This window comes from Undibacterium sp. GrIS 1.2, assembly GCF_040544435.1.
Classification (GTDB): Bacteria; Pseudomonadota; Gammaproteobacteria; order Burkholderiales; family Burkholderiaceae_D; genus Undibacterium.
Genome location: NZ_JBEONP010000035.1, coordinates 1 through 20,448 on the forward strand (window position 1 = coordinate 1; position 20,448 = coordinate 20,448).

Annotated in this window: 15 protein-coding genes; 9 read left to right on the forward strand and 6 right to left on the reverse strand. The window is 46.2% G+C overall.

Features of this window, described 5'->3' with window-relative positions; translation table 11 throughout:
- Nucleotides 1-143: 143 nt before the first annotated feature.
- From AAKU61_RS15080 to AAKU61_RS15095, 4 genes are all read right to left on the reverse strand, one after another.
- Nucleotides 144-782 carry a glutaredoxin family protein gene (locus AAKU61_RS15080; RefSeq protein ID WP_354333533.1) on the reverse strand — a complete coding sequence of 213 codons (639 nt, stop codon included), beginning with the start codon at nucleotides 780-782 and terminating at the stop codon, nucleotides 144-146.
- A 26-nt stretch (nucleotides 783-808) separates the two neighbouring features.
- Entirely contained in the window at nucleotides 809-2,866 is a 2,058-nt protein-coding gene (locus tag AAKU61_RS15085) for a M3 family metallopeptidase (RefSeq protein WP_354333535.1), read from the reverse strand.
- A gap of 47 nt (nucleotides 2,867-2,913) precedes the next feature.
- Entirely contained in the window at nucleotides 2,914-3,759 is an 846-nt protein-coding gene (gene folD, locus AAKU61_RS15090; protein ID WP_354333537.1) for a bifunctional methylenetetrahydrofolate dehydrogenase/methenyltetrahydrofolate cyclohydrolase FolD, read from the reverse strand.
- 333 nt (nucleotides 3,760-4,092) lie between these two features.
- Entirely contained in the window at nucleotides 4,093-4,764 is a 672-nt protein-coding gene (locus tag AAKU61_RS15095) for a helix-turn-helix domain-containing protein (RefSeq protein WP_354333539.1), read from the reverse strand.
- 285 nt (nucleotides 4,765-5,049) lie between these two features.
- On the opposite strand from AAKU61_RS15095, the gene tagH reads away from it, so the two are divergent.
- The 4 genes from tagH to AAKU61_RS15115 all read left to right on the forward strand — a co-directional run bounded on the left by tagH (nucleotide 5,050) and on the right by AAKU61_RS15115 (nucleotide 9,392).
- Nucleotides 5,050-6,279 carry a type VI secretion system-associated FHA domain protein TagH gene (gene tagH / locus AAKU61_RS15100; RefSeq protein ID WP_354333541.1) on the forward strand — a complete coding sequence of 410 codons (1,230 nt, stop codon included), beginning with the start codon at nucleotides 5,050-5,052 and terminating at the stop codon, nucleotides 6,277-6,279.
- Between the two features lie 27 nt (nucleotides 6,280-6,306).
- Nucleotides 6,307-7,077, forward strand: a complete 771-nt coding sequence (locus tag AAKU61_RS15105; RefSeq protein WP_354333543.1) for a PP2C family protein-serine/threonine phosphatase — start codon at nucleotides 6,307-6,309, stop codon at nucleotides 7,075-7,077.
- Between the two features lie 62 nt (nucleotides 7,078-7,139).
- Nucleotides 7,140-8,897: a serine/threonine protein kinase gene (locus tag AAKU61_RS15110; RefSeq protein WP_354333544.1), complete on the forward strand. Its 1,758-nt coding sequence runs from the start codon at nucleotides 7,140-7,142 to the stop codon at nucleotides 8,895-8,897.
- 6 nt (nucleotides 8,898-8,903) lie between these two features.
- Entirely contained in the window at nucleotides 8,904-9,392 is a 489-nt protein-coding gene (locus AAKU61_RS15115) for a TssQ family T6SS-associated lipoprotein (protein ID WP_354333546.1), read from the forward strand.
- 238 nt (nucleotides 9,393-9,630) lie between these two features.
- On the opposite strand, the gene AAKU61_RS15120 is transcribed toward AAKU61_RS15115, so the two are convergent.
- Complete coding sequence (locus tag AAKU61_RS15120; protein ID WP_354333548.1) at nucleotides 9,631-9,822, reverse strand: hypothetical protein; 192 nt, start codon at nucleotides 9,820-9,822, stop codon at nucleotides 9,631-9,633.
- Between the two features lie 299 nt (nucleotides 9,823-10,121).
- Between AAKU61_RS15120 and aceE the strand changes: the two genes are divergently transcribed.
- The 3 genes from aceE to lpdA all read left to right on the forward strand — a co-directional run bounded on the left by aceE (nucleotide 10,122) and on the right by lpdA (nucleotide 16,433).
- A complete protein-coding gene (gene aceE / locus AAKU61_RS15125) occupies nucleotides 10,122-12,827 on the forward strand; it encodes a pyruvate dehydrogenase (acetyl-transferring), homodimeric type (protein WP_354333550.1) in 2,706 nt (901 codons plus the stop codon).
- Between the two features lie 101 nt (nucleotides 12,828-12,928).
- Entirely contained in the window at nucleotides 12,929-14,269 is a 1,341-nt protein-coding gene (aceF, locus tag AAKU61_RS15130; RefSeq protein ID WP_354333552.1) for a dihydrolipoyllysine-residue acetyltransferase, read from the forward strand.
- Between the two features lie 13 nt (nucleotides 14,270-14,282).
- Entirely contained in the window at nucleotides 14,283-16,433 is a 2,151-nt protein-coding gene (gene lpdA / locus AAKU61_RS15135; RefSeq protein WP_354333554.1) for a dihydrolipoyl dehydrogenase, read from the forward strand.
- Between the two features lie 396 nt (nucleotides 16,434-16,829).
- Here the strand turns inward: lpdA and AAKU61_RS15140 are convergent, their stop codons facing one another.
- The gene (locus AAKU61_RS15140) at nucleotides 16,830-17,648 is read right to left on the reverse strand and encodes a substrate-binding periplasmic protein (protein WP_354333556.1); all 819 of its coding nucleotides are present in this window, start codon (nucleotides 17,646-17,648) and stop codon (nucleotides 16,830-16,832) included.
- Between the two features lie 324 nt (nucleotides 17,649-17,972).
- On the opposite strand from AAKU61_RS15140, the gene AAKU61_RS15145 reads away from it, so the two are divergent.
- Entirely contained in the window at nucleotides 17,973-18,995 is a 1,023-nt protein-coding gene (locus tag AAKU61_RS15145) for a GGDEF domain-containing protein (protein ID WP_354333558.1), read from the forward strand.
- Between the two features lie 457 nt (nucleotides 18,996-19,452).
- A complete protein-coding gene (locus tag AAKU61_RS15150; RefSeq protein WP_354333560.1) occupies nucleotides 19,453-20,298 on the forward strand; it encodes a tetratricopeptide repeat protein in 846 nt (281 codons plus the stop codon).
- Nucleotides 20,299-20,448: the final 150 nt, after the last annotated feature.

Here is a 20,448-nt window from a genome sequence, read left to right on the forward strand (position 1 = left end):
CCACGCCATGATTGCCACTCTTTAAATTTATCCTGTTGCTATTGTCTCATTTGAGGTAAACACTCTGCTTGGCTTTTTATCGTGCAAAGATCTCATTTTATTTTTAAGCAAGCAAGGCTAATAAAAAAACTTAAAAACTCAGCTTAAAAACGGAAGCCACCGTCATTATTAGGGTTGGCTGGCGGCAGTTTTTTTTGTCTTACTTTGTCGCTATCTCCATTATTACTAGCATCTTTAGGTGCCGTTGCTGGCACCGGCGCAGCTGCCTCTGCCGTTGAGTATTTGTAATCTTTTGGCAGCTTATTGGTTTCTGGGTAGCCAGCGTTACTCAGCGCGGTACGCCATTCGGTGGTATTCAAACCTTTGAATCTACTACTGTTAATGATTAAAAACGGTAGTTGATTATCGCCACTAACTTGCTTGAGTTTTTTTGCATCTTCATCCGAATTAACGGTTTTTTCTTTAAAAGGAATACCGTTAGCTTTCAAGAAAGTGCGTCCCTCATCACAAGGACTGCAATCAGAACTCGTGTACAGAATGACAGGATTTTTTACTACCGCGGCTGCTAACTCAGGCGGCAAATTACTTGCAGGTTCGCCGCTGTCAAATGATCTGGTTTGTAATTGCTTCACAGACGGTGGCGGCGGTACGTCGCTATAAGTGACTTTGCCATCAGCACCGACCCACTTATACAACTGCGCCTGGGCGCTGCCCATAGCGAATACACCTACCACTGTGCCGATTAGCAAGAGGCGGGTACGTATTGATATTTGCTGTTTCATTATATTCTCCGTGTTCTCTATAAACGTCAGGCAGCCATGCCGCTGTGGCGCAATAGCGCGTCAATAGCAGGCTCTCTGCCACGGAACGCTTTAAAAGACTCCAGGGCTGGGCGGGAGCCACCGACTTCTAATACTTGTGACTGAAATTGTTGTCCTACTACACGTGACAGTGTACTGCCTTCCGCTATGCTAGCCTCTTCAAATGCGGCATATGCATCGGCAGACAAGACCTCTGCCCATTTATAGCTGAAATAACCCGCTGCATAGCCGCCTGCAAAGATATGGCTGAAAGAATGCTGAAAGCGGTTAAACGCAGGTGGATTGAAGACCGACACTTGTGCTCTTACCGCATCTGCAATCGCTTGCACATTCTGACCGGACTCAATGGCATCATGCAGACGCATATCAAATAAAGAAAACTCAACCTGACGCAAGGTCTGCATACCTGACTGGAAGTTTTTTGCAGCAATCATTTTGTCGTACAGCGCACGCGGCAATGGCTCACCCGATTCCGCGTGGGCTGTCATCCCTTGCAGAACATCCCATTCCCAGCAGAAGTTTTCCATAAACTGAGATGGTAATTCGACCGCATCCCACTCCACGCCAGAGATGCCCGATACGGATAATTCTTCGACTTGCGTCAATAAATGATGCAGCCCATGACCAAATTCATGGAACAGTGTAATCACTTCATCATGCGTGAACAGGGCAGGTTTGGTCACACCGTTAGTCGTGACTGGTTCGCTAAAATTGCAGGTCAGATAAGCAACTGGCGTCTGTATACCGGTCGCAGTACGGCGTCGGCCACGTGCATCATCCATCCAGGCGCCGCCACGTTTGCCGCTGCGTGCATATAAATCGAGGTAGAACTGTCCGACGAGTTTGCCAGCTTTTTCTATCCGATAAAACTTGACATCAGGATGCCAGCTTGGCGCACTGTCTAGACGAATTTCTACTGCAAACAAGGTTTCGATCACATTGAACAAGCCGGCGACGACTTGCTGCTCAGGGAAATATTGTTTTAATTCTTGCTCAGAAAAGGCATAGCGTTGTTCGCGCAGTTTTTCTGAAGCGTAAGTGGTGTCCCAGGATTGCAAATCATCGATACCTAATTGATCTTTAGCAAAACTGCGCAACTCTGCCAAATCTTTTTCTGCAAAAGGGCGGGCGCGGTTCGCCAGATCTAATAAGAAATGACTTACCTGCGCTGGCGTTTCCGCCATCTTGGCCACCAGTGATACTTCAGCAAAATTGTGATAGCCCAGCAAATTAGCTTCTTCCTGGCGCAAGGCTAGCAATTCGGTGATGATCGCAGTGTTGTCCCACTCAGGATTGCTGCCTAACTCAGATGCCTTGGTTGCATTGGCGCGGTAGATCGTTTCGCGCAGGGCACGATTATCTGCGTATTGCAGGAGTGGGAAATAGGACGGGAAATGCAGCGTAAATTTATAACCCGGCTTACCGTCTTTTTCAGCAGCGGATTTTGCCGCTTGTAAAACATCGTCTGGCAAACCTTTTAGCTCATCCAGATTATCGATGAACAAACCGTAGTCATTAGTTGCATCTAGTACGTTTTCTGAAAACTTAGTAGAGAGAGCGGCATGTTTTTCTTGTACTTCTGCATAGCGGACTTTTTTATCGTCCGATAATTCTGCACCACCCAGACGGAAATCGCGCACAGCGTTGTTGACGATAGTTTGTCGCGCCGGCGTGAAGTGTGCAAATTCCGGGCTGGCTTGCAAGGCTTTGTATTTGTCGAACAACGCAAGATTTTGACCCAGAGCGGTCCAAAACTCCGTGATGATGGGCTGATTCTCGTTATACGCGGCACGTAGTTCTGGTGTATCTGCGACGCCGTTAAGGTGACTAACAATGCCCCAAGCGCGACCGAGTTTTTCGGTGGCGTTTTCCAAAGGCTCAACAAAATTTTCCCATGTGACGGGATCTGTTGCCGCTTCCAGTTGTGCGACGACAGCACGATTTTCTTCCAATAATACCGCAATCGCTGGCGTTATATGCTCAGGTTTGATGGTGTCGAAGCGTGGTAAATCGCTAAAGTCAAGCAGGGGATTTTGTTGCGTCATTGTTGTTCCAGTAAGCTGGTAAATTCGTTTAAATTCTTGAGGAGTTCTTAAAGTCGTTCTGCAGCTTCTATCGTGTTGACCAGTAACATCGTAATCGTCATCGGGCCAACACCGCCAGGGACTGGAGTGATGTAGCCAGCGACCTCTTTGACATTAAGGTAATCAACGTCGCCACATAATTTGCCTTCGTCATCGCGATTCATCCCCACATCCAACACCACTGCACCGGGTTTGACCATATCAGCAGTCACGATGTTCCGTTTGCCAGTGGCGACCACCAAAATATCGGCGTTGCGCGTATGGGCGCCTAAATCGCGTGTCTTAGAATTGCAGATGGTGACAGTAGCACCTGCTTGCAAGAGCAACATTGCCTGCGGTTTACCGACAATATTGGATGCACCTACCACCACGGCATTGGCACCGCGGATAGGGTAGTCGATTGATTCCAACATTTTCATCACACCATAAGGTGTGCAAGGACGGAACAGCGGTTGCCCCGTCATCAGCAGGCCTGCATTACTGATATGAAATCCGTCTACATCTTTTTCCGCTGCAATCGCTTCAATCACTTTATTCGCATCAATATGGGCTGGCAAAGGTAACTGCACCAAAATACCGTTGATCTTGCTGTCATTGTTCAGTCTCGCGATGTGCGCGAGCAGGGCGGTTTCGCTCAGGTCTGCGTCGTATTTTTCCAGCACAGAATAAAAGCCGCAGTCCTCACAGGCTTTGACTTTGTTGCGTACATATACTTGCGACGCCGGATTTTCACCCACCAAAATCACCGCCAAACCGGGTTGTTTGCCTTGCGCTGTAAGTGCTGCGGCGCGTTGGGTCACTTCGGCACGAATTTGTTGAGATAGCTGTGTTCCGCTGATGATATGGGCTGTCATGGTGGGCTTTGCAAAAGAAGATCAAGCCAAGATTATAAATTATGCGCTGGGTAGCTGGAGAACAATAGGGCGTATCGCCTCCATTGGAATAATCCCAGCTTAGATAACTAGCTTGCGAGCGATAGTGATCTGCCTGATTCAAGACAAAAGTTCGGGATGCTATCCTAAAATTGAATGACGAAGAGTGCAGTGTGTCGTGCGTCGCACCTTCGTATAACTGTTCAATATTTAATTGGATTTTATAATATACACCTAGGCAGTATATTTTGATTGTCCAATTAAGTATTGGTCGGTAGGATATATTTCCCTAAAAAAATGGGGAGTATATTGCTGCTAGCGGTAAACCATCCATACCAGAGCCACGATTCCTAGTACTAATAGGCCCAAGACAAACTTAAGCAGAGGACGGCCCTTTTTTTCATTCGCTGTTTTCAATCTGACACGCGACATCGATGCTCTGCGATCGGTGGATAATTTCTGTCTCTTTTCGTCAGAATCAATTTTAATTAAAGTGATGATAGGGACAGGATCGAGTTTTAGTAGTTTGGCATACGCACGGATAAAGCCCCGCACAATTGCGGGCTCTGGTAGGGATGCGTAATCATCCGCCTCAATTGAAATTATTTGGCGGGGAGCCATTTTCAATTGTGATGCAACTTGTGGAACTGACCAACCCAAGGCATTTCTGGCGGCTGCTAGTTTTGCGCCAGGCGACGATGCTAATTTTTCGGCATCAGCATTAGATAACTCTGTCGCAATTGGCGTTCCTAATCTTGACTCTATTAATTCTTGATAGTGAAAAGTTCCCGTTACTTCTGGTGGAACTGGTTCACCTGATACTGACTTACTCATCAAACCCTCACATAAATAGATGACATTTTGATCAAAGTGCATGCCAACTATAGCATCAAGCAAGGATCTTTCCTCAACTTCAGTATCTTGATTGGGAAGAAGTAGACGCTGTCTCCAGGAAACGTCATTTAATCCGGAGACTTTACGCTGCATTTGTCGCTGATTTTAAAAGAATCGGGTAAGCTGCCGTACTCTATGGCAATACATTGAGCGAGGCCGATTTTGTGTTGCGCGTCAGAAATAGTTTCTGACTAGGGGACGGTCAAGCTCAAGTGCTTAGCTCAATAAGTTTGTCGGAAAAGTACAGCCAGTGTCCGGCCACAATTGACAGATTAGCTTATTTAAATCAGCTTCTCTTGACAATAATGGTGTTGTAGATGCTGGAGTCTTAGTTGGGTTTTAGTTGAGTCTTAGCTTTGTTTTTTTGGAGTGCTATCAATGATAAAAATTACCGTCGATTCTTATAATAATGAAGCGCCACTCAGTCCGATTTCCGCTATTTTTGGCGAGGAACAAGGAACAGTAGGGCGTAGTGACGATAATTTTCTGGTTTTGCCTGACCCTAAACATTTTGTCTCCCGAATTCAAGCAAAAGTTTGGAGCAATGGAGATCAGCATCAATTGATTAACCTCAGTTTGGCTAATCCGATACTTATCAATGGAACAGAAATCGCGGCAGAGCAGGCACACAAAATCTACGCTGGTGATCAGATTCAAATTGGCCTGTACATATTGAGTGTTGTCTCTACAGAGGGGGCACAAGTACCAGCGAATTTACCTGACCCCTTGCCTGATGTATCTGAACTCGCGAAATCAGCAGATACGAAAGTAAGTTTGCCACTGCCCGCCAAAGCAACGCCAATGACTATTAATCCAATGGCTAATGCTACAAAAACTCTGATTCAACCACCGCAATTTTTGTTACGCGCAGAAGCTACTTCTGTAGAAGCAGAAAATGTCGTCACCTTGCAAGAGCTACCGACGAGCCAGACAGACGCGTCGCAGCCTACCCAGAAGCAAGCATCTGCGGCGGCAACAACTGATATGCAGAAACCTGTGGCAGACAGTGCTGATTTGCTACAAGCATTTTTAAATGGTGCGGGTCTTCCCTCGCTCAATCTGTCCTCGGGTTTAACACCCGAGTTGATGGAAATCTTAGGCAAACTTGTTGCAACTTCCGTACAAGGCACGATGGGACTAATTGCTCAGCGGGCGCTAGTCAAACGAGAAGTGAATGCCGAAGTAACGATGGTGGTTTTACGAAAAAATAATCCCTTAAAGTTTTTCCCTGATAGCCAGACGGTATTGACCCAGATGTTGCGGAAAAAAATGCCGGGTTTTATGGCGCCAGCGGAGGCAATGGAAGATGCTTTCCTCGATTTGCGCGCCCACCAGCTAGGTGTCGTCGCAGGAATGAAGGCAGCAATGGAAAGCCTGTTGCATAAACTTCATCCAGCCGGATTTGAAAAACATTTAAAAGCGCCAAGCTTTTTGGACAGTCTCAACCCAGCACGCCGTAAAGCTGAGATGTGGGATCATTTTTCCGAACTATTTGATCGTATCTCATTAGAATCCAAAGATGAGTTTCAGTCCTTATTTGGTAAAGAATTTTTAGCTGCCTACGAGAACGAAGTTGAACGAGTAAAACACGACTCGCCAGATGCATAATAAATATTTCTATGAGATGACGTAAAGATGCATCTGGAGATAGCTCAAATTACGGCGATTGGTAATAGACAAACTAATCAAGACGCTCTCGCCAGTGCGCTCGAGGACGACTTGGCCTGTTTTGTATTAGCCGATGGTACCGGTGGTCATGAGGGCGGTGAGGTTGCTGCCAATCTTGTGACTGAATGCATCACAGAAAAATTTGTGCAGGAAGCATCGTTCAGTCCACGTGCTTTGCGTTCTTATGTCGATTGGGCAATGCTGAAAGTAGCTCAAAAAAAACTGGGGAACATTCAACAAAAAAATATGAGTGCGACCGTGGCTACTATTTTGATCGACAGGAGTAATCGTTGTGCACTATGGGCGCATTTAGGCGACACCAGAGTTTATCTATTCCGTGATGGAAAAATTAAAACGATTTCAAAAGATCACAGCTATGCACAGAGAATGGTCGATGCTGGTTACGCCGATTACGCTTTGCTTCGCCAGCATCCTCAGCGTAGCATGTTATTTGCCGCTATCGGTGCAGAGGGCGACAGTCTTCCCGAAGTGACAATGGACGCGGTTGACTTGCAGGATGGCGACGCATTTTTATTGTGTACGGACGGTTTTTGGGAATGGGTAAACGAAAACCAGATGGAGCAAAGTCTGTCCTCTGCACAAAGTTGCGATGCGTGGTTATCTCAGATGAACTTAATAGCCGAACAGAATATTCGGGTTTCCAGTGCTAGCAGAACGAGTAGAGATAATTTTTCGGCTTTTGCTATTTGCATACATGACTCGAAAAGAGTGGTCTAAGGGCGGCTAATGTATAAGCGTATTAATTTTAGAATGAACACATTTTTATTTCCGAGTAAGTCTTGAGTATAGAAAAAATACGCGCTAATGCAAAGTCAGAGGCGCTTCAATCTGTTGTCCAGAATTGCCTGGCTGTAGGCACTCGACTGAACGACTTTGAGATCACTGGTATTCTCGGTGAGGGTGGGTTCGGTATTGTCTATTTGGCGTTTGATCACTCTCTTCAGCGTACTGTCGCAATCAAGGAATACATTCCAGGCGCATTAGCTAGCCGGGCGGCTGATTCTAGTGTGGTTGTGCGGGTAGAGCGTCACAAGAAGACCTTTGACGCAGGATTAAAAAGCTTTATCAATGAAGCCCGCCTGTTAGCGCAGTTTGATCATCCGTTTTTAGTTAAAGTGTACCGGTTTTGGGAAGAGAACAAAACCGCGTATATGGTGATGCGGCACTATGATGGCTTTACGTTGAAAGAAATCGTAAACCAGCGCCCAGAGTTAGTGACAGAAGCATGGCTTAAATTTATTTTTAAGCAAATCCTGGAGGCATTGGATACGCTTTATAAAGCCAAAATACTGCATCGTGACGTATCGCCGGATAATATTATCGTACAAAAAAACGGTGATGCTGTGTTGCTTGACTTTGGTTCTGCGCGCCAGATTATTGGCGATATGACGCAAGGGTTAACCGTTATTTTAAAGCCTGGTTACGCACCGGTTGAGCAGTATTCGGATGAGGATGATTTGCAGCAAGGCCCTTGGACAGATATTTATGCTCTAGCTGCGGTAATGTATTTTACGATCCTGAAAACGCCACCTCCGATTTCAGTAGCACGCATCGTTAAAGATACTTTGAACCATCTCCAAAATCAGGATCGTCCTGGCTTTAGTACAAAATTTCTCATGGCAGTCGATAAGGGGCTGGCTATACAGCCACAAGATCGCCCTCAGACTGTGGACGAGTTCCGGCGCTTATTAGGCATTAGCGCGTTTGGTTCCGCTCGAACCTCTCGCTTAAGCAAATCGGGCGCCAATGTTGATCTTACAAGCGAAACGAATGATCAGATTGCTAAAGTTGCCAGTATTAAAAATGTCGCCTACAAAAATGCCGTAGCTAGTGCCACTGCTAGCGTCGATGACGTTCCTGGAATCGGTGAGTCCAGGTTAATTACTATCATTAAAAAAAATAAATCCAAGATATTGGCCGGTACTTTAGGCCTGTGTTTTTTCCTTGATATTAGTATTTATTTTTCTGTGCAACATCGCGCAGTAAAACCCTTATTAAACTCTATCGCAAAACCCTTGCCGCTCACAGCTCCAACTGCTCCTCAACCAGCGGCAGTCGCTAGCGATATAAAATTTTCATCCGCCATTCCCCAAGATAGTGTTACCGACAAGCTCCCTGAAATTAATCAGGAGAAATTAGCTTGGGATAAATTGAGTGCTGATGCAAATTTATCAAAACAAGCGGTGAGTACATTTTTGCAGCAATTTCCGAATGGAAAATACGCAGAGTTAGCTCAGGCACGCATCAATGAATTCAATCAATCTGAGACCTTAGCTAAGACGACTGCCCCATTAGTGCAAGACAAGGCGCTTAGTAAATTCAATGTCAAATTAACGATTAAGCCATGGGGTACGGTGTTTGTAGACGGCGTTCAAAATGGTGCCAGCCCACCATTAAAGAATTTAAAACTGGCTAAAGGCATTCATAAGATTCGAGTGACCAATCCCGGGTTCCCCGATTTTGTTACTGAGGTGGACACTAGCAAAAATAATTCAGCCACTTCAGTTACCATAGAGCACGAGTTTACTGCTAAATAAATGTCAATGAATAACCATCAACTGTCTAAATATCTCTGCATAAGTACGCTTGCGTTTTCTTGCATGCTATTGATAGGGTGCGAAAGTGTCTCCAAACTGACAACTCCTCAAAAAACTGCGGTAAAAAACAGAGAAGTAAAACCTGCTCAGCCACCCGTACCCACAGCAGTAGAACCAACTCCCGTAGTGCCAATTGTAGGCGGTGATGTGCAGGCTTTAAAGGACGGAGCGGCGTTATATAACGATGGTGATTACAACGGGGCAATTAAGAGACTAAGTAATGCAAATGAAATCTGGAATGGTCATAACAAGGCTATTCAACTAGAGGCATTAAAGACGATGGCGTTTAGTTACTGTGTCACCTCCAGAACGCAACTTTGCCGCCAGCAATTTGAGCGTGCACTTAAGATTGATCCCACTTTTGATTTGATGCCTAGTGAAATCGGTCACCCTATCTGGGGACCCGTATTTTTAAAAGCTAAAAAAGCAAAATAAAATAATTCACCCCAACACAAGTACGATCCTTTTAGCCGTCTGTATCCATGTCAATGCAGTCGCGTGAAGCAGTAATACTGCTCCCTCCAGACGCAAAGTCTCGGTAAATTTCAAAATCGGCTAATCAGCCACCACACTCCGTAAGCAAAATTATTTCTTCTAGTGGATGAGTGCTCGTCGTGGTCTGTCTTTTTCAGCCGCATAAGCAAACTCAATAGCTGATCGTGACAAATTATTCTTAATCGGTATTTACCGCTATTTGATCCAGATTTTCTATTGGAATAGCGACCAATGTGCCTTTGGCGAGTTGGCTAGACGCGACGCCGCCGCCAGGCGGCTCGGCAGAGGTGCAATTGTTGCTGTAGCGTTGGCACACATATGGCGATGATGATGTCCTAAACGCCGCATGCCATCTGGGTGGCGGCTTCAAACTACGGAGTGGTAGCGGTCTGATGGGAAATCTGGGTTTGTTACGCCTCGGTCTTTTGGCGAAAATTCCATTTTTCTTGCGGAGTGCATAGAAAATTCAGATTCAGAAGTTTCATAGAAGGATTATATTGCACCACAACCAAAATATCACATTATGAAATCAAATATCGCTATTTGAAAAATTAAAAACTGCTGTTAAAATACCTTCGCAAAGAATTATTATGATTTAAAAACAAGCACTAATTTGTCGATACGCCACCGCGCTTCGCTTCGAAAGCGCACTATCAGGAGACCCAGCAGATGTCAACTTCTTCACCCCAGATCGACCAAGTTTTGGCGCAAGCCGTCAATGATCCCGATGTTATGGAAACCTCTGAGTGGCTTGATGCACTGGAGTCTGTGATCGATAAAGAAGGGCCAGAGCGAGCGCATTATCTGATGGAGCGCATGGTCGATCTGGCGCGTCGCCGTGGCGCGCATATTCCGTTTTCCAGCAACACTGCTTATGTCAACACGATCCCGGCGCACCTTGGTGAGCATTGCCCGGGCAATCTGGAAATTGAAGAGCGTCTGCGTTCTATGATGCGTTGGAACGCCATGGCGATGGTCGTCAAGGCCAATCGCGTAGATGGTGATCTGGGTGGTCATCTATCCAGTTTTGCCTCACTGGCGAATATGTTGGGTATTGGCTTCAACCATTTTTGGCACGCGCCAACCGAAGATCACGGTGGCGATTTGCTGTACATTCAGGGTCATTCATCGCCGGGTATCTATGCCCGTGCTTTTTTAGAAGGCCGTTTAACCGAAGATCAACTGATCCATTTCCGTCGCGAAGTGGATGGTAAAGGTTTGTCGTCTTATCCGCATCCAAAACTGATGCCAGATTTTTGGCAATTCCCGACGGTATCGATGGGTCTTGGTCCCTTGATGGCGATTTATCAGGCACGTTTCCTGAAGTATCTGCATGCACGTGGTATCGCTGACACCGAGAAGCGTAAAGTCTGGGCGTTTTGTGGCGATGGTGAGATGGACGAACCAGAATCCATGGGTGCGATTGGTATGGCAGGCCGCGAGCAATTGGACAATCTGGTCATCGTCGTCAACTGTAATTTACAACGTCTGGATGGCCCGGTGCGTGGTAACGGCAAGATTATTCAAGAGCTGGAATCAGATTTCCGTGGCGCAGGCTGGAATGTGGTTAAAGTGATTTGGGGCAGCGGCTGGGATGAGTTGCTCGCTAAAGATAAAGACGGCATCTTACAAAAAGTCATGATGGAAACCGTCGATGGCGAATACCAAAATTACAAAGCCAAAGATGGTGCATATGTCCGCGCTAACTTCTTTGGCAAGCATCCAAAATTGTTGGAAATGGTCAGCAAAATGTCAGATGACGACATCTGGCGTCTGACTCGTGGTGGACATGATCCCCACAAAATTTATGCCGCATTTAAAGTCGCACAAGATAACAAAGGTCAGCCGACTGTGATCTTGGCAAAGAGTATTAAAGGCTTTGGCTTTGGTAAATCAGGTGAGGCGCGTAACACCGCGCATAACACGAAAAAGCTGGATGACGAAGCGATTAAAGCAATGCGCGACCGTTTCCAACTCCCAATCGCTGATGCAGATTTGCCTGGTATTCCTTTTTACAAACCTGCCGACGACACGCCAGAAATGCAATACCTGCAAGCCCGTCGTAAAGCGCTCGGCGGCTATTTGCCACAACGTCGTCAAAAAGCCGATGAAGAATTGATTGTCCCTGAGTTGTCGGCATTTAAAGCGATGCTGGAACCGACTGCCGAAGGCCGTGAGATTTCTACTACTGCTGCTTATGTACGTATTTTGACTGCCTTGTTACGCGATGCCAGTTTAGGTCCGCGTGTTGTACCTATTATGGTTGATGAGTCCCGTACGTTTGGTATGGAAGGCTTGTTCCGTCAGATCGGTATCTTCAGTCAGGTTGGTCAATTGTATGAGCCAGTCGATAAAGATCAGGTGATGTATTACCGCGAAGATAAAGCTGGTCAGATTTTGCAAGAAGGGATTAATGAAGCGGGTGGTATGAGTTCATGGATCGCCGCTGCGACCTCATATTCGACCAACAACCGCGTGATGATTCCGTTTTATACCTACTACTCGATGTTTGGTCTGCAACGGATTGGCGATCTGGCCTGGGCAGCTGGTGATATGCGCGCTCGCGGCTTCTTGTTAGGTGGTACAGCGGGCCGTACTACTCTGAACGGGGAAGGTTTGCAGCATGAAGACGGCCACAGCCATGTACTAGCTTCGACAATACCTAACTGCGTACCTTACGACCCGACGTTCGCACATGAAGTCGCCGTCATCATGCATGATGGTCTGCGCCGTATGGTCACTAATCAGGAAGACGTGTTTTACTACCTGACTCTGATGAATGAGAACTACAGCCATCCGGGACTGAAAGAGGGACAAGAGGAAGGCATCATTAAAGGTTTGTACCTGTTGCAAAAATCCGAGAGCGTGACCAAGCACCGTGTGCAACTGATGGGCTCCGGCACAATCTTGCGTGAAGTGATTGCTGCAGCAGAATTGTTGCAAAATGATTTTGGTATCGCGGCTGATGTCTGGTCTGCACCAAGCTTTACTTTATTAGCCCGTGATGGTCAGGATGTAGAACGTTGGAATATGTTGCACCCAACCGCAGAGCCACGTGTAGCCCACATTACTCAATGCTTAAAAGATACGACAGGTCCGGTAATCGTTTCTACTGATTACATGCGTACCTTTGCAGAACAAGTGCGTGCGTTCATTCCAAAAGGTCGCAGCTACAAAGTCTTGGGTACGGATGGGTTTGGTCGTTCTGACAGTCGTGCAAAATTGCGTGAATTCTTTGAGGTTAATCGCTATTTCGTGGTGATCGCTGCACTCAAAACTTTGGCCGATGAAGGCGTGTTGTCTGCCTCTGTTGTTGCCCAGGCTATTGAAAAGTACGGCATCAACGCAGGCAAACCTAATCCGGTCACTGTGTAAGTTATCTGGGTTAATTTACTTACCTAAGCAAGCATGAGCAAAGAAGGGCGCACTCAGCAAATGATGCGCCTCTTTCAAATAATTTACGCGGAGCGAAAACTATGAGTGCGATTGAAGTCAAAGTGCCGGACATCGGCGATTTCAAAGAAGTAGAAGTGATTGAATTGATGGTCAAGGTTGGCGACACGATTAAGATTGATCAATCATTAATTACAGTCGAATCAGACAAAGCTAGTATGGAGATTCCCTCCAGTCACGCTGGCGTAGTGACAGAAATTAAAGTGAAAGTCGGCGACAAAGTCGCAGAGGGTTCTTTGCTCGTTGTGGTTGAAGCGTCTGGTGATCTTGCTCCGGTAACTGCTCCGGCAGCTGCGCCAGTAGCAGCAACCGCACCGGTAGCTCCAGTTGCATCAACACCCCCGCCAGCGCCAGCAGCAGTTGCCGCCGCTGTAGTTGAGGTACCAGCTAGCACAGCGACAACATCAACTCCTGTCAGCAATGCCGATGGCAGCAAACCACATGCATCACCGTCAATCCGAAAATTTGCGCGCGAACTTGGCGTTGATCTCTTGCGCGTGCAAGGTAGCGGCCCTAAGGGTCGCATCTCGCAATTGGACGTGCAAAACTTCGTCAAAGGCATTATGGCTGCTAGTACAGCAGTATCGGCTGTTTCTGCTCCGGCAAAAAATGGCAGTGGTGTCGGTCTTGATTTGTTGCCTTGGCCGTCATTGGATTTCAGCAAATTTGGTAGCACCGAATTGTTGCCCTTGTCTCGCATCAAAAAACTTAGTGGCCCTAATTTGCATCGCAACTGGGTGATGATCCCGCACGTAACGCAGTTTGATGAAGCTGACATTACTGACCTGGAAGATTTCCGCAAATCGTCTAACGAAGCCTTGGTTAAGTCTGGCGTTAAGTTGACGATGCTGGCCTTTGTCATCAAAGCCAGTGTCGCCGCTTTGAAGAAATTTAAAGCCTTCAACGCTTCCTTGGATGCAAAGGGTGAAAATCTGATACTCAAACAGTATTACAACATCGGTTTTGCCGCAGATACGCCAAACGGATTAGTTGTTCCTGTGATTAAAAATGCAGACCAAAAAACTTTGTCGCAAATCGCTGTAGAGATGGGTGAGTTGTCTGCACAAGCGCGTGACGGCAAGCTGAAGCCTGCTGATATGCAAGGTGCTACTTTTACGATTTCGTCTTTGGGCGGGATTGGTGGTACGGCATTTACACCTATCATCAACGCACCGGAAGTGGCTATTTTGGGATTGTCTAAATCGACGATTAAACCAGTGTGGGACGGCAAGCAATTTATTCCACGCTTGATGTTGCCTTTATCCCTGTCCTACGATCATCGCGTCATTGATGGCGCAATGGCTGCCAAGTTCACCGCGTATTTAGCTGATGTTTTGGCTGATCTGCGTAAAACCTTGCTGTGAGCGGAGAAAATACATGAGCACAATTGAGGTCAAAGTACCCGATATCGGTGATTTTAAAGAAGTAGAAATTATCGAATTACTGGTTAAAGTGGGCGATACGATTAAGGTCGATCAATCCCTAATTACGGTCGAATCGGACAAAGCGAGTATGGAGATTCCCTCCACGCACGCTGGTGTCATCAAGGAATTAAAAATCAAAGTGGGCGACAAAGTAGCGGAAGGAAGTGTGCTGCTGGTGTTGGAGGCAGCAGGTGCAGCAGAAGTCGCAGCACCTGCAACCCAAGCCGCTCCTGCCACTCCAGCTGCCCCTGCAGCCGCTGTTAGCGCTCCAGTAACACCAACAGCACCGTCAGCACCAACGGCGTCCAGCATCGTAGAAGTTAAAGTCCCAGACATTGGTGATTTTAAAGAAGTAGAAGTCATCGAATTGATGGTCAACGTTGGTGACAGCATCAAAGTTGATCAATCACTGATCACGGTAGAGTCGGACAAAGCCAGTATGGAAATTCCATCCAGCCACGCTGGCGTGGTCAAAGAAATTAAAATCAAAGTCGGTGACAAAGTTGCCGAAGGTGCTTTGTTATTACTGGTAGAAGCCGCAGGCCAAGTGTCTAGCGCAAGTGCATCTGCGGCCGCGCCAGCATCAGTATCGGCACCAGCTGCTGTACAGGTGGCGTCCGCCGCCGCTCCTGTCGTCTCCGCCGTCCCCGCACCAATCGCATCCAGCTACACCGGTAAAGTAGATGTGGAATGCGACATGATGGTTTTAGGTGCAGGTCCCGGTGGTTATTCAGCCGCTTTCCGTTCTGCTGATCTTGGGATGAATACAGTGCTGGTAGAACGCTATGCAGCCCTTGGCGGTGTTTGCCTGAATGTCGGTTGTATTCCGTCCAAAGCCTTGCTGCACGTCGCCGCTGTGATTGATGAGACCGCCTCGATGGCAGTGCATGGCGTGACTTTTGCCAAACCTGTGATCGACATTGATAAATTGCGTGGCTACAAAGAAAGCGTCATCAAAAAAATGACGACAGGTTTGTCTGGCATGGCTAAAGCCCGCAAAGTCAATGTAGTACAAGGTACAGGTCAATTCGTCAGCCCGAATCATATTGAAGTCACTGCCGCTGATGGATCGAAGAAAACTGTTCAGTTCAAACAAGCCATCATTGCAGCTGGTTCGTCGGTGGTGAACTTACCCTTTGTTCCGGCTGATCCTCGTATCGTTGATAGCACCGGCGCTTTGGAATTGCGTCAGGTGCCTAAACGTATGTTGGTAATTGGCGGCGGTATCATCGGTTTAGAAATGGCAACCGTGTATTCCACATTAGGCGCACGTATCGATGTCGTTGAAATGATGGACGGTCTGATGCAAGGTGCAGACCGCGACATGGTAAAGGTCTGGCAAAAGTTCAACGAAAAACGTTTCGACAATATCATGTTGAAAACTAAAACCGTTGCGGTTGAAGCGCTGCCAGAAGGCATTAAAGTCAGCTTTGAAGCAGCTGAGGCCGGCGTGGCTGCACCAGCGTCACAAATTTACGATCTGGTGTTGGTGGCAGTTGGCCGCAGTCCTAACGGTAAAAAAATCGCTGCCGATAAAGCAGGTGTTAGCGTCACCGACCGCGGCTTTATCAACGTGGATAAGCAAATGCGCACCAACGTGCCGCATATTTTTGCGATTGGCGATCTGGTCGGTCAGCCTATGTTGGCGCACAAAGCGGTACATGAAGCGCATGTTGCAGCAGAAGCCGCCTCTGGTGAGAAAGCCTATTTTGATGCGAGCGTGATTCCTTCCGTTGCCTACACCGATCCAGAAATCGCCTGGGTCGGCATTACAGAAGACGAAGCCAAAGCTAAAGGCATTAAGCTTGAAAAAGGCCATTTCCCTTGGGCAGCCTCTGGCCGCGCAGTCGCCAATGGACGTGATGAAGGTTTTACCAAATTGTTATTTGATGCAGAAACCAAACGCATTGTAGGTGGCGGTATTGTTGGCACGCATGCAGGCGATATGATCGGTGAAATCGCATTGGCAATTGAGATGGGCGCAGATGCAGTTGATATTGGCAAAACGATACATCCGCATCCGACCTTGGGTGAGTCTATCGGGATGGCTGCCGAAGTCTACAAAGGCGTCTGTACTGATTTGCCGCCGATGCGCAAAAAGTAATTAGTTGTTATCAGTAGGACTTACGCAAAATCGCCCCGGCTGCGTTGTAGCTCCTAGCTGTACTACAGTACTATCTTCGTCGCTACGCCTTGCCGGGACAATTTTGCGTAAGTCCTAATAGTTGCATTGGTCCAAAAAAGCTCTTGGTGCACGTCAGTACCAAGAGCTTTTTTTCGTGCTTAAACTTGCTATTTGGGTGTTGATATCGGGCAGGATTTAATCAGATTTATTCTTGCTACAGAATATACTCACCATCAGTATGTTTTAATCGTCCATATAATGTTTGGACAATAGGCTATTTTTAGTAAAAATAATGGGGAGTATATTGGTTTTGAGCCAGAAAGGAGTTTTCTGAGGCTTTAACTCATAGTGTTTTGATGACTAGCCTAAGCTAAATCACTTAGCCTCATGTTCTGGCTTCCACAGCGCAGGTAGTTCGCCTGATTTACGTCCCTTGAGAATTGCTGCATTGATCCTGTTAATGATATCGCCATCATTTTGCAATCCATTGGTGAAGTGGATGTCATCAATCAAGAAGGGTTTGCTTAATACTTTGATGCTGAATTTCGTCTGCTCCGCCATACGGATATTTTTATCCCGGAGGTAGTTGTTCAGTTCAGTTTCCAATTCTTTGGGATTGGCAGTTCTGGAATTAAATAGCATCACATCCATACGGCCGGATAATAATTTTTTTAATCTGGAACTGGTTTGCGGCTGATCTTCTTCTACTTTGAACAAGCGATTTCTTTTGCTATCGATCTCGTCACCAAACCGTATTCCTCTGACGATGCCGACAGACTTACCTTTGAGGTCTTCGACAGAATTGAATTTGAGTGCCGAATCACTGCGCACAATGACCCAAATAAAGTCGGAGAAGATGGGAATGGAGTAACGCATTTCGCTCAGTCGCTCCGAAGTTTTGGACAGGCCAAACGCCAATCCTTCGCCCGCTTTGACATTCTCTACCAGGCGAGAGAGCGGATAGCGTTTTATGTCAAAGTGGATGCCTAAAGTACGCTCAAAATAGTCAAGGATTTTTTGATTCTCTGGGCGAATCGACGCAATCTCACCGTTTTCATCCCGAGTTTCAGCAATCAACAACGGTATATTTTGCACATTAGACGCGCTGGACAAAATCGCCGACGCCGCAATCCCGGTCGATAGCATCAATAACGAAAATAAAAAGAAGCTACGCATCCTTTTGCTGACTGACATAAAGATAAGCTTCCTAGAAGAGCGGTATTTTGAACCTGATTCAAAAATACTTGTTTGTAACGGTCTTGCTGAATATTGTTACCGTATCATAACAATGATAGAGAATCGCGTGGAATTCAAGATTCCTTTAAATGTAAGTCATTGTTATCAGGCGCTATGCTGTATGTATCGTGCATCTATTGCAAAATCCATTCATAATCAGTTCATACTATATTGACGCAGTGATCTGTACTAAGTGACCTGTATTCAGTAGCCGATAATTAATCGTAGTTCGCTGCCAGGGTTGGTTTTGTGCAAAACGCTTTTATTTCATAGTGAGCGATGATGTCAGGACAACGTGAACAACTTCCTTTAGGATTAGATACGCCCAAACGACGACGTAATAGATCAAAAGAAGAAATTATTCTTTTGATGTTGTGTGCTCTTAGCATCCCCAGTATTTTCCCGTTCGGGATAGTCCGTCTGTTGCAGCATAATTGGGTGCTCGCCGCCGTAGATCTGGCGATTGTGGCTGGTATGGTGTGCGTTTTTCTGTATGTATTGAATACCGGTCGAGTACGCTGGGCTAGTATTCTTGTCACGATTTTTTACTCGTCAGGTATGCTCGCGGTCATTTTTATAAAAGGTGCGCCGTTAGTGTATTGGGTCTATCCGACCATGATCGCTGCTTACTTTATGCTGAAAGCGCACGAGGCATTGCTGATCAATACGGTATCTCTGATTGCAATGCTGTTTGCTTTGTATGGACAAATGGAGTTGCTTAATTTATCCAGTATTGCCATCACTATTATTCTCATCAATTTGTTTTCTACGATTTTCTCTTATCGTACTAATCTTCAGCATAAAGAATTAAATCAGCAGGCCGAACATGATTTTTTGACTGGCGTCGGCAATCGTCGTTCGCTGGATCGGTGTTTAGCTAAGCTGTCAGATCCCCAGAAGACCTATCCAGAATCTTGTTTACTGTTGTTTGATCTGGATCATTTTAAAAAGGTAAATGACCAGTTTGGTCATATCGTCGGTGATCAGGTATTGGTCAAGTTATGCAATCTGATTGCCACTAGAATCAGGAATACCGATTCAGTATTTAGATATGGTGGTGAAGAGTTTGTAGTGATTGCTGTCGGCGCTAATTTGACGGCTGCAACCAGATTGGCGGAAGAGTTGAGGGCGTTGGTCGAGGTCACGCCGTTGATCGAGAATTTCTCGATTACAGTCTCGATTGGCGTCGCAAAAATTACGCCCTCAGAGACAGGAGCATCTTGGTTTCAGCGTGCTGATGCAATGTTGTATGAGGCTAAACAGGCAGGGCGTAATACAGTGCGTGTCGCGGCCGATAAAAATTGAAATAGTGATTGTTCGCTGGATTAATCCTCAATGGATGAATCATCTGACTATGCCCGCTGAGCAATCGTCAGCACGGATCGGATTGCATCTTAAAAGTGAGCTTATTGTTTCAATATCAAAGTAGATACTGGTCGGTAGTAATTTTTAATAGTCCAATAATAATTTGAAGTACATAGAAGTTATTTTTAATTTTGAGGGGAGTATCTACTTTTTTATCGAGACTTCCTCTATATTTAAAAGCTGCTTAGCCCCCGCTGATTACCATCTTCCCTCGCTTCTTTCTGCGCTTCAGTCACTTCTTCAGCCACTTAATTCCTTCCCATCTTGTCATTACATTTCGTTACTTTTTAATATAGTTAGGAAACATCTTCCGAGTATCTTTTAGCGCATGATTTGTACAAGTAATTCATCCACAAGGATGCCCGTACGATCAGTTTGGACTTGATGGGGAGCGAAGATGACGCGAATTAAAAAAGGACTCTTATTTCTCATGGGCTTGGTGTCATTCACCACAGCCGTTGGTGATGATGCTACGGACAAGTTGCAAAATGGGTTCTCAGGAGATGAGATCATAGATATCGGCGCCTTGTCGCAATCTGCTCAGAAAGGTGATCCGCGTGCTCAAACCAAGCTCGGCATTATTTATTTCCAAGGTAAAGGCGTTGAGCAAAATTATCAGCAAGCTTCTTACTGGTTTGCGCAAGCGGCTGCCCGCGGCCATGCTGGTGCACAGACCAATCTGGGTTTGATGTATAGCAACGCTCTTGGCCTGCCGCAAAATCAACAAACTGCCGCGTACTGGTATCAAAAAGCTGCGGCGCAAGGTTATACCGCGGCTTATCTTAATCTCGGCATTTTGTATTCTGAAAATGATGACACTGATGATGGTGTCAAACAAGATTTCAATAAAGCGCTGGAATCCTACAAAAAAGCTGCTTATCAAGGCAACCCGCACGCACAGTATCGTCTGGGGATGATGTACGCGAATGGAACCGGTGTCTCGCATGACGATAAGCGTGCTGTGTACTGGTATGGCAAAGCCGCAGAACAAGGATTAGCAAGCGCGCGATTTAATCTAGGTCTGAAATATCTAAATGGTGAAGGGGTTTCTCAAAATACACTAGAGGGATATAAGTTAATGCTGCTAGCCAGTATTGATTTTGGGAAAAAAGAAATGGACAGTCGTGATCTGGTCAGTGAAGGATCAACTCAGGAGCTGATTGACGACACACAACGTCTTTCTGAGATGTGGCCGGTGCGTTTAAATGCCGCTTTGGATACGCCGGCGGATGAAGATTTGTAGTCTTGTTTGAACTGGTAAGACTGACGAATATAGAAAAAAATTTAGGGAAAATGGATGACTTTTTTGTCGTCCATTTTTTTATTCGTGATAGTGAAAAATGTATTTTTCAGAAGTTGTTCAAGCGAGTTTTATGCATTGATATTACATATT

Excerpts from the sequence above, each read along its gene's own strand:
- AAKU61_RS15080 (WP_354333533.1), bottom strand. The coding sequence starts at position 782 with ATGAAACAGCAAATATCAATACGTACCCGCCTCTTGCTAATCGGCACA.
- AAKU61_RS15085 (WP_354333535.1), bottom strand. The coding sequence starts at position 2,866 with ATGACGCAACAAAATCCCCTGCTTGACTTTAGCGATTTACCACGCTTC.
- folD (WP_354333537.1), bottom strand. The coding sequence starts at position 3,759 with ATGACAGCCCATATCATCAGCGGAACACAGCTATCTCAACAAATTCGT.
- AAKU61_RS15095 (WP_354333539.1), bottom strand. The coding sequence starts at position 4,764 with ATGCAGCGTAAAGTCTCCGGATTAAATGACGTTTCCTGGAGACAGCGT.
- tagH (WP_354333541.1), top strand. The coding sequence starts at position 5,050 with ATGATAAAAATTACCGTCGATTCTTATAATAATGAAGCGCCACTCAGT.
- AAKU61_RS15105 (WP_354333543.1), top strand. The coding sequence starts at position 6,307 with ATGCATCTGGAGATAGCTCAAATTACGGCGATTGGTAATAGACAAACT.
- AAKU61_RS15115 (WP_354333546.1), top strand. The coding sequence starts at position 8,904 with ATGAATAACCATCAACTGTCTAAATATCTCTGCATAAGTACGCTTGCG.
- aceE (WP_354333550.1), top strand. The coding sequence starts at position 10,122 with ATGTCAACTTCTTCACCCCAGATCGACCAAGTTTTGGCGCAAGCCGTC.
- aceF (WP_354333552.1), top strand. The coding sequence starts at position 12,929 with ATGAGTGCGATTGAAGTCAAAGTGCCGGACATCGGCGATTTCAAAGAA.
- lpdA (WP_354333554.1), top strand. The coding sequence starts at position 14,283 with ATGAGCACAATTGAGGTCAAAGTACCCGATATCGGTGATTTTAAAGAA.
- AAKU61_RS15140 (WP_354333556.1), bottom strand. The coding sequence starts at position 17,648 with ATGTCAGTCAGCAAAAGGATGCGTAGCTTCTTTTTATTTTCGTTATTG.
- AAKU61_RS15145 (WP_354333558.1), top strand. The coding sequence starts at position 17,973 with ATGTCAGGACAACGTGAACAACTTCCTTTAGGATTAGATACGCCCAAA.
- AAKU61_RS15150 (WP_354333560.1), top strand. The coding sequence starts at position 19,453 with ATGACGCGAATTAAAAAAGGACTCTTATTTCTCATGGGCTTGGTGTCA.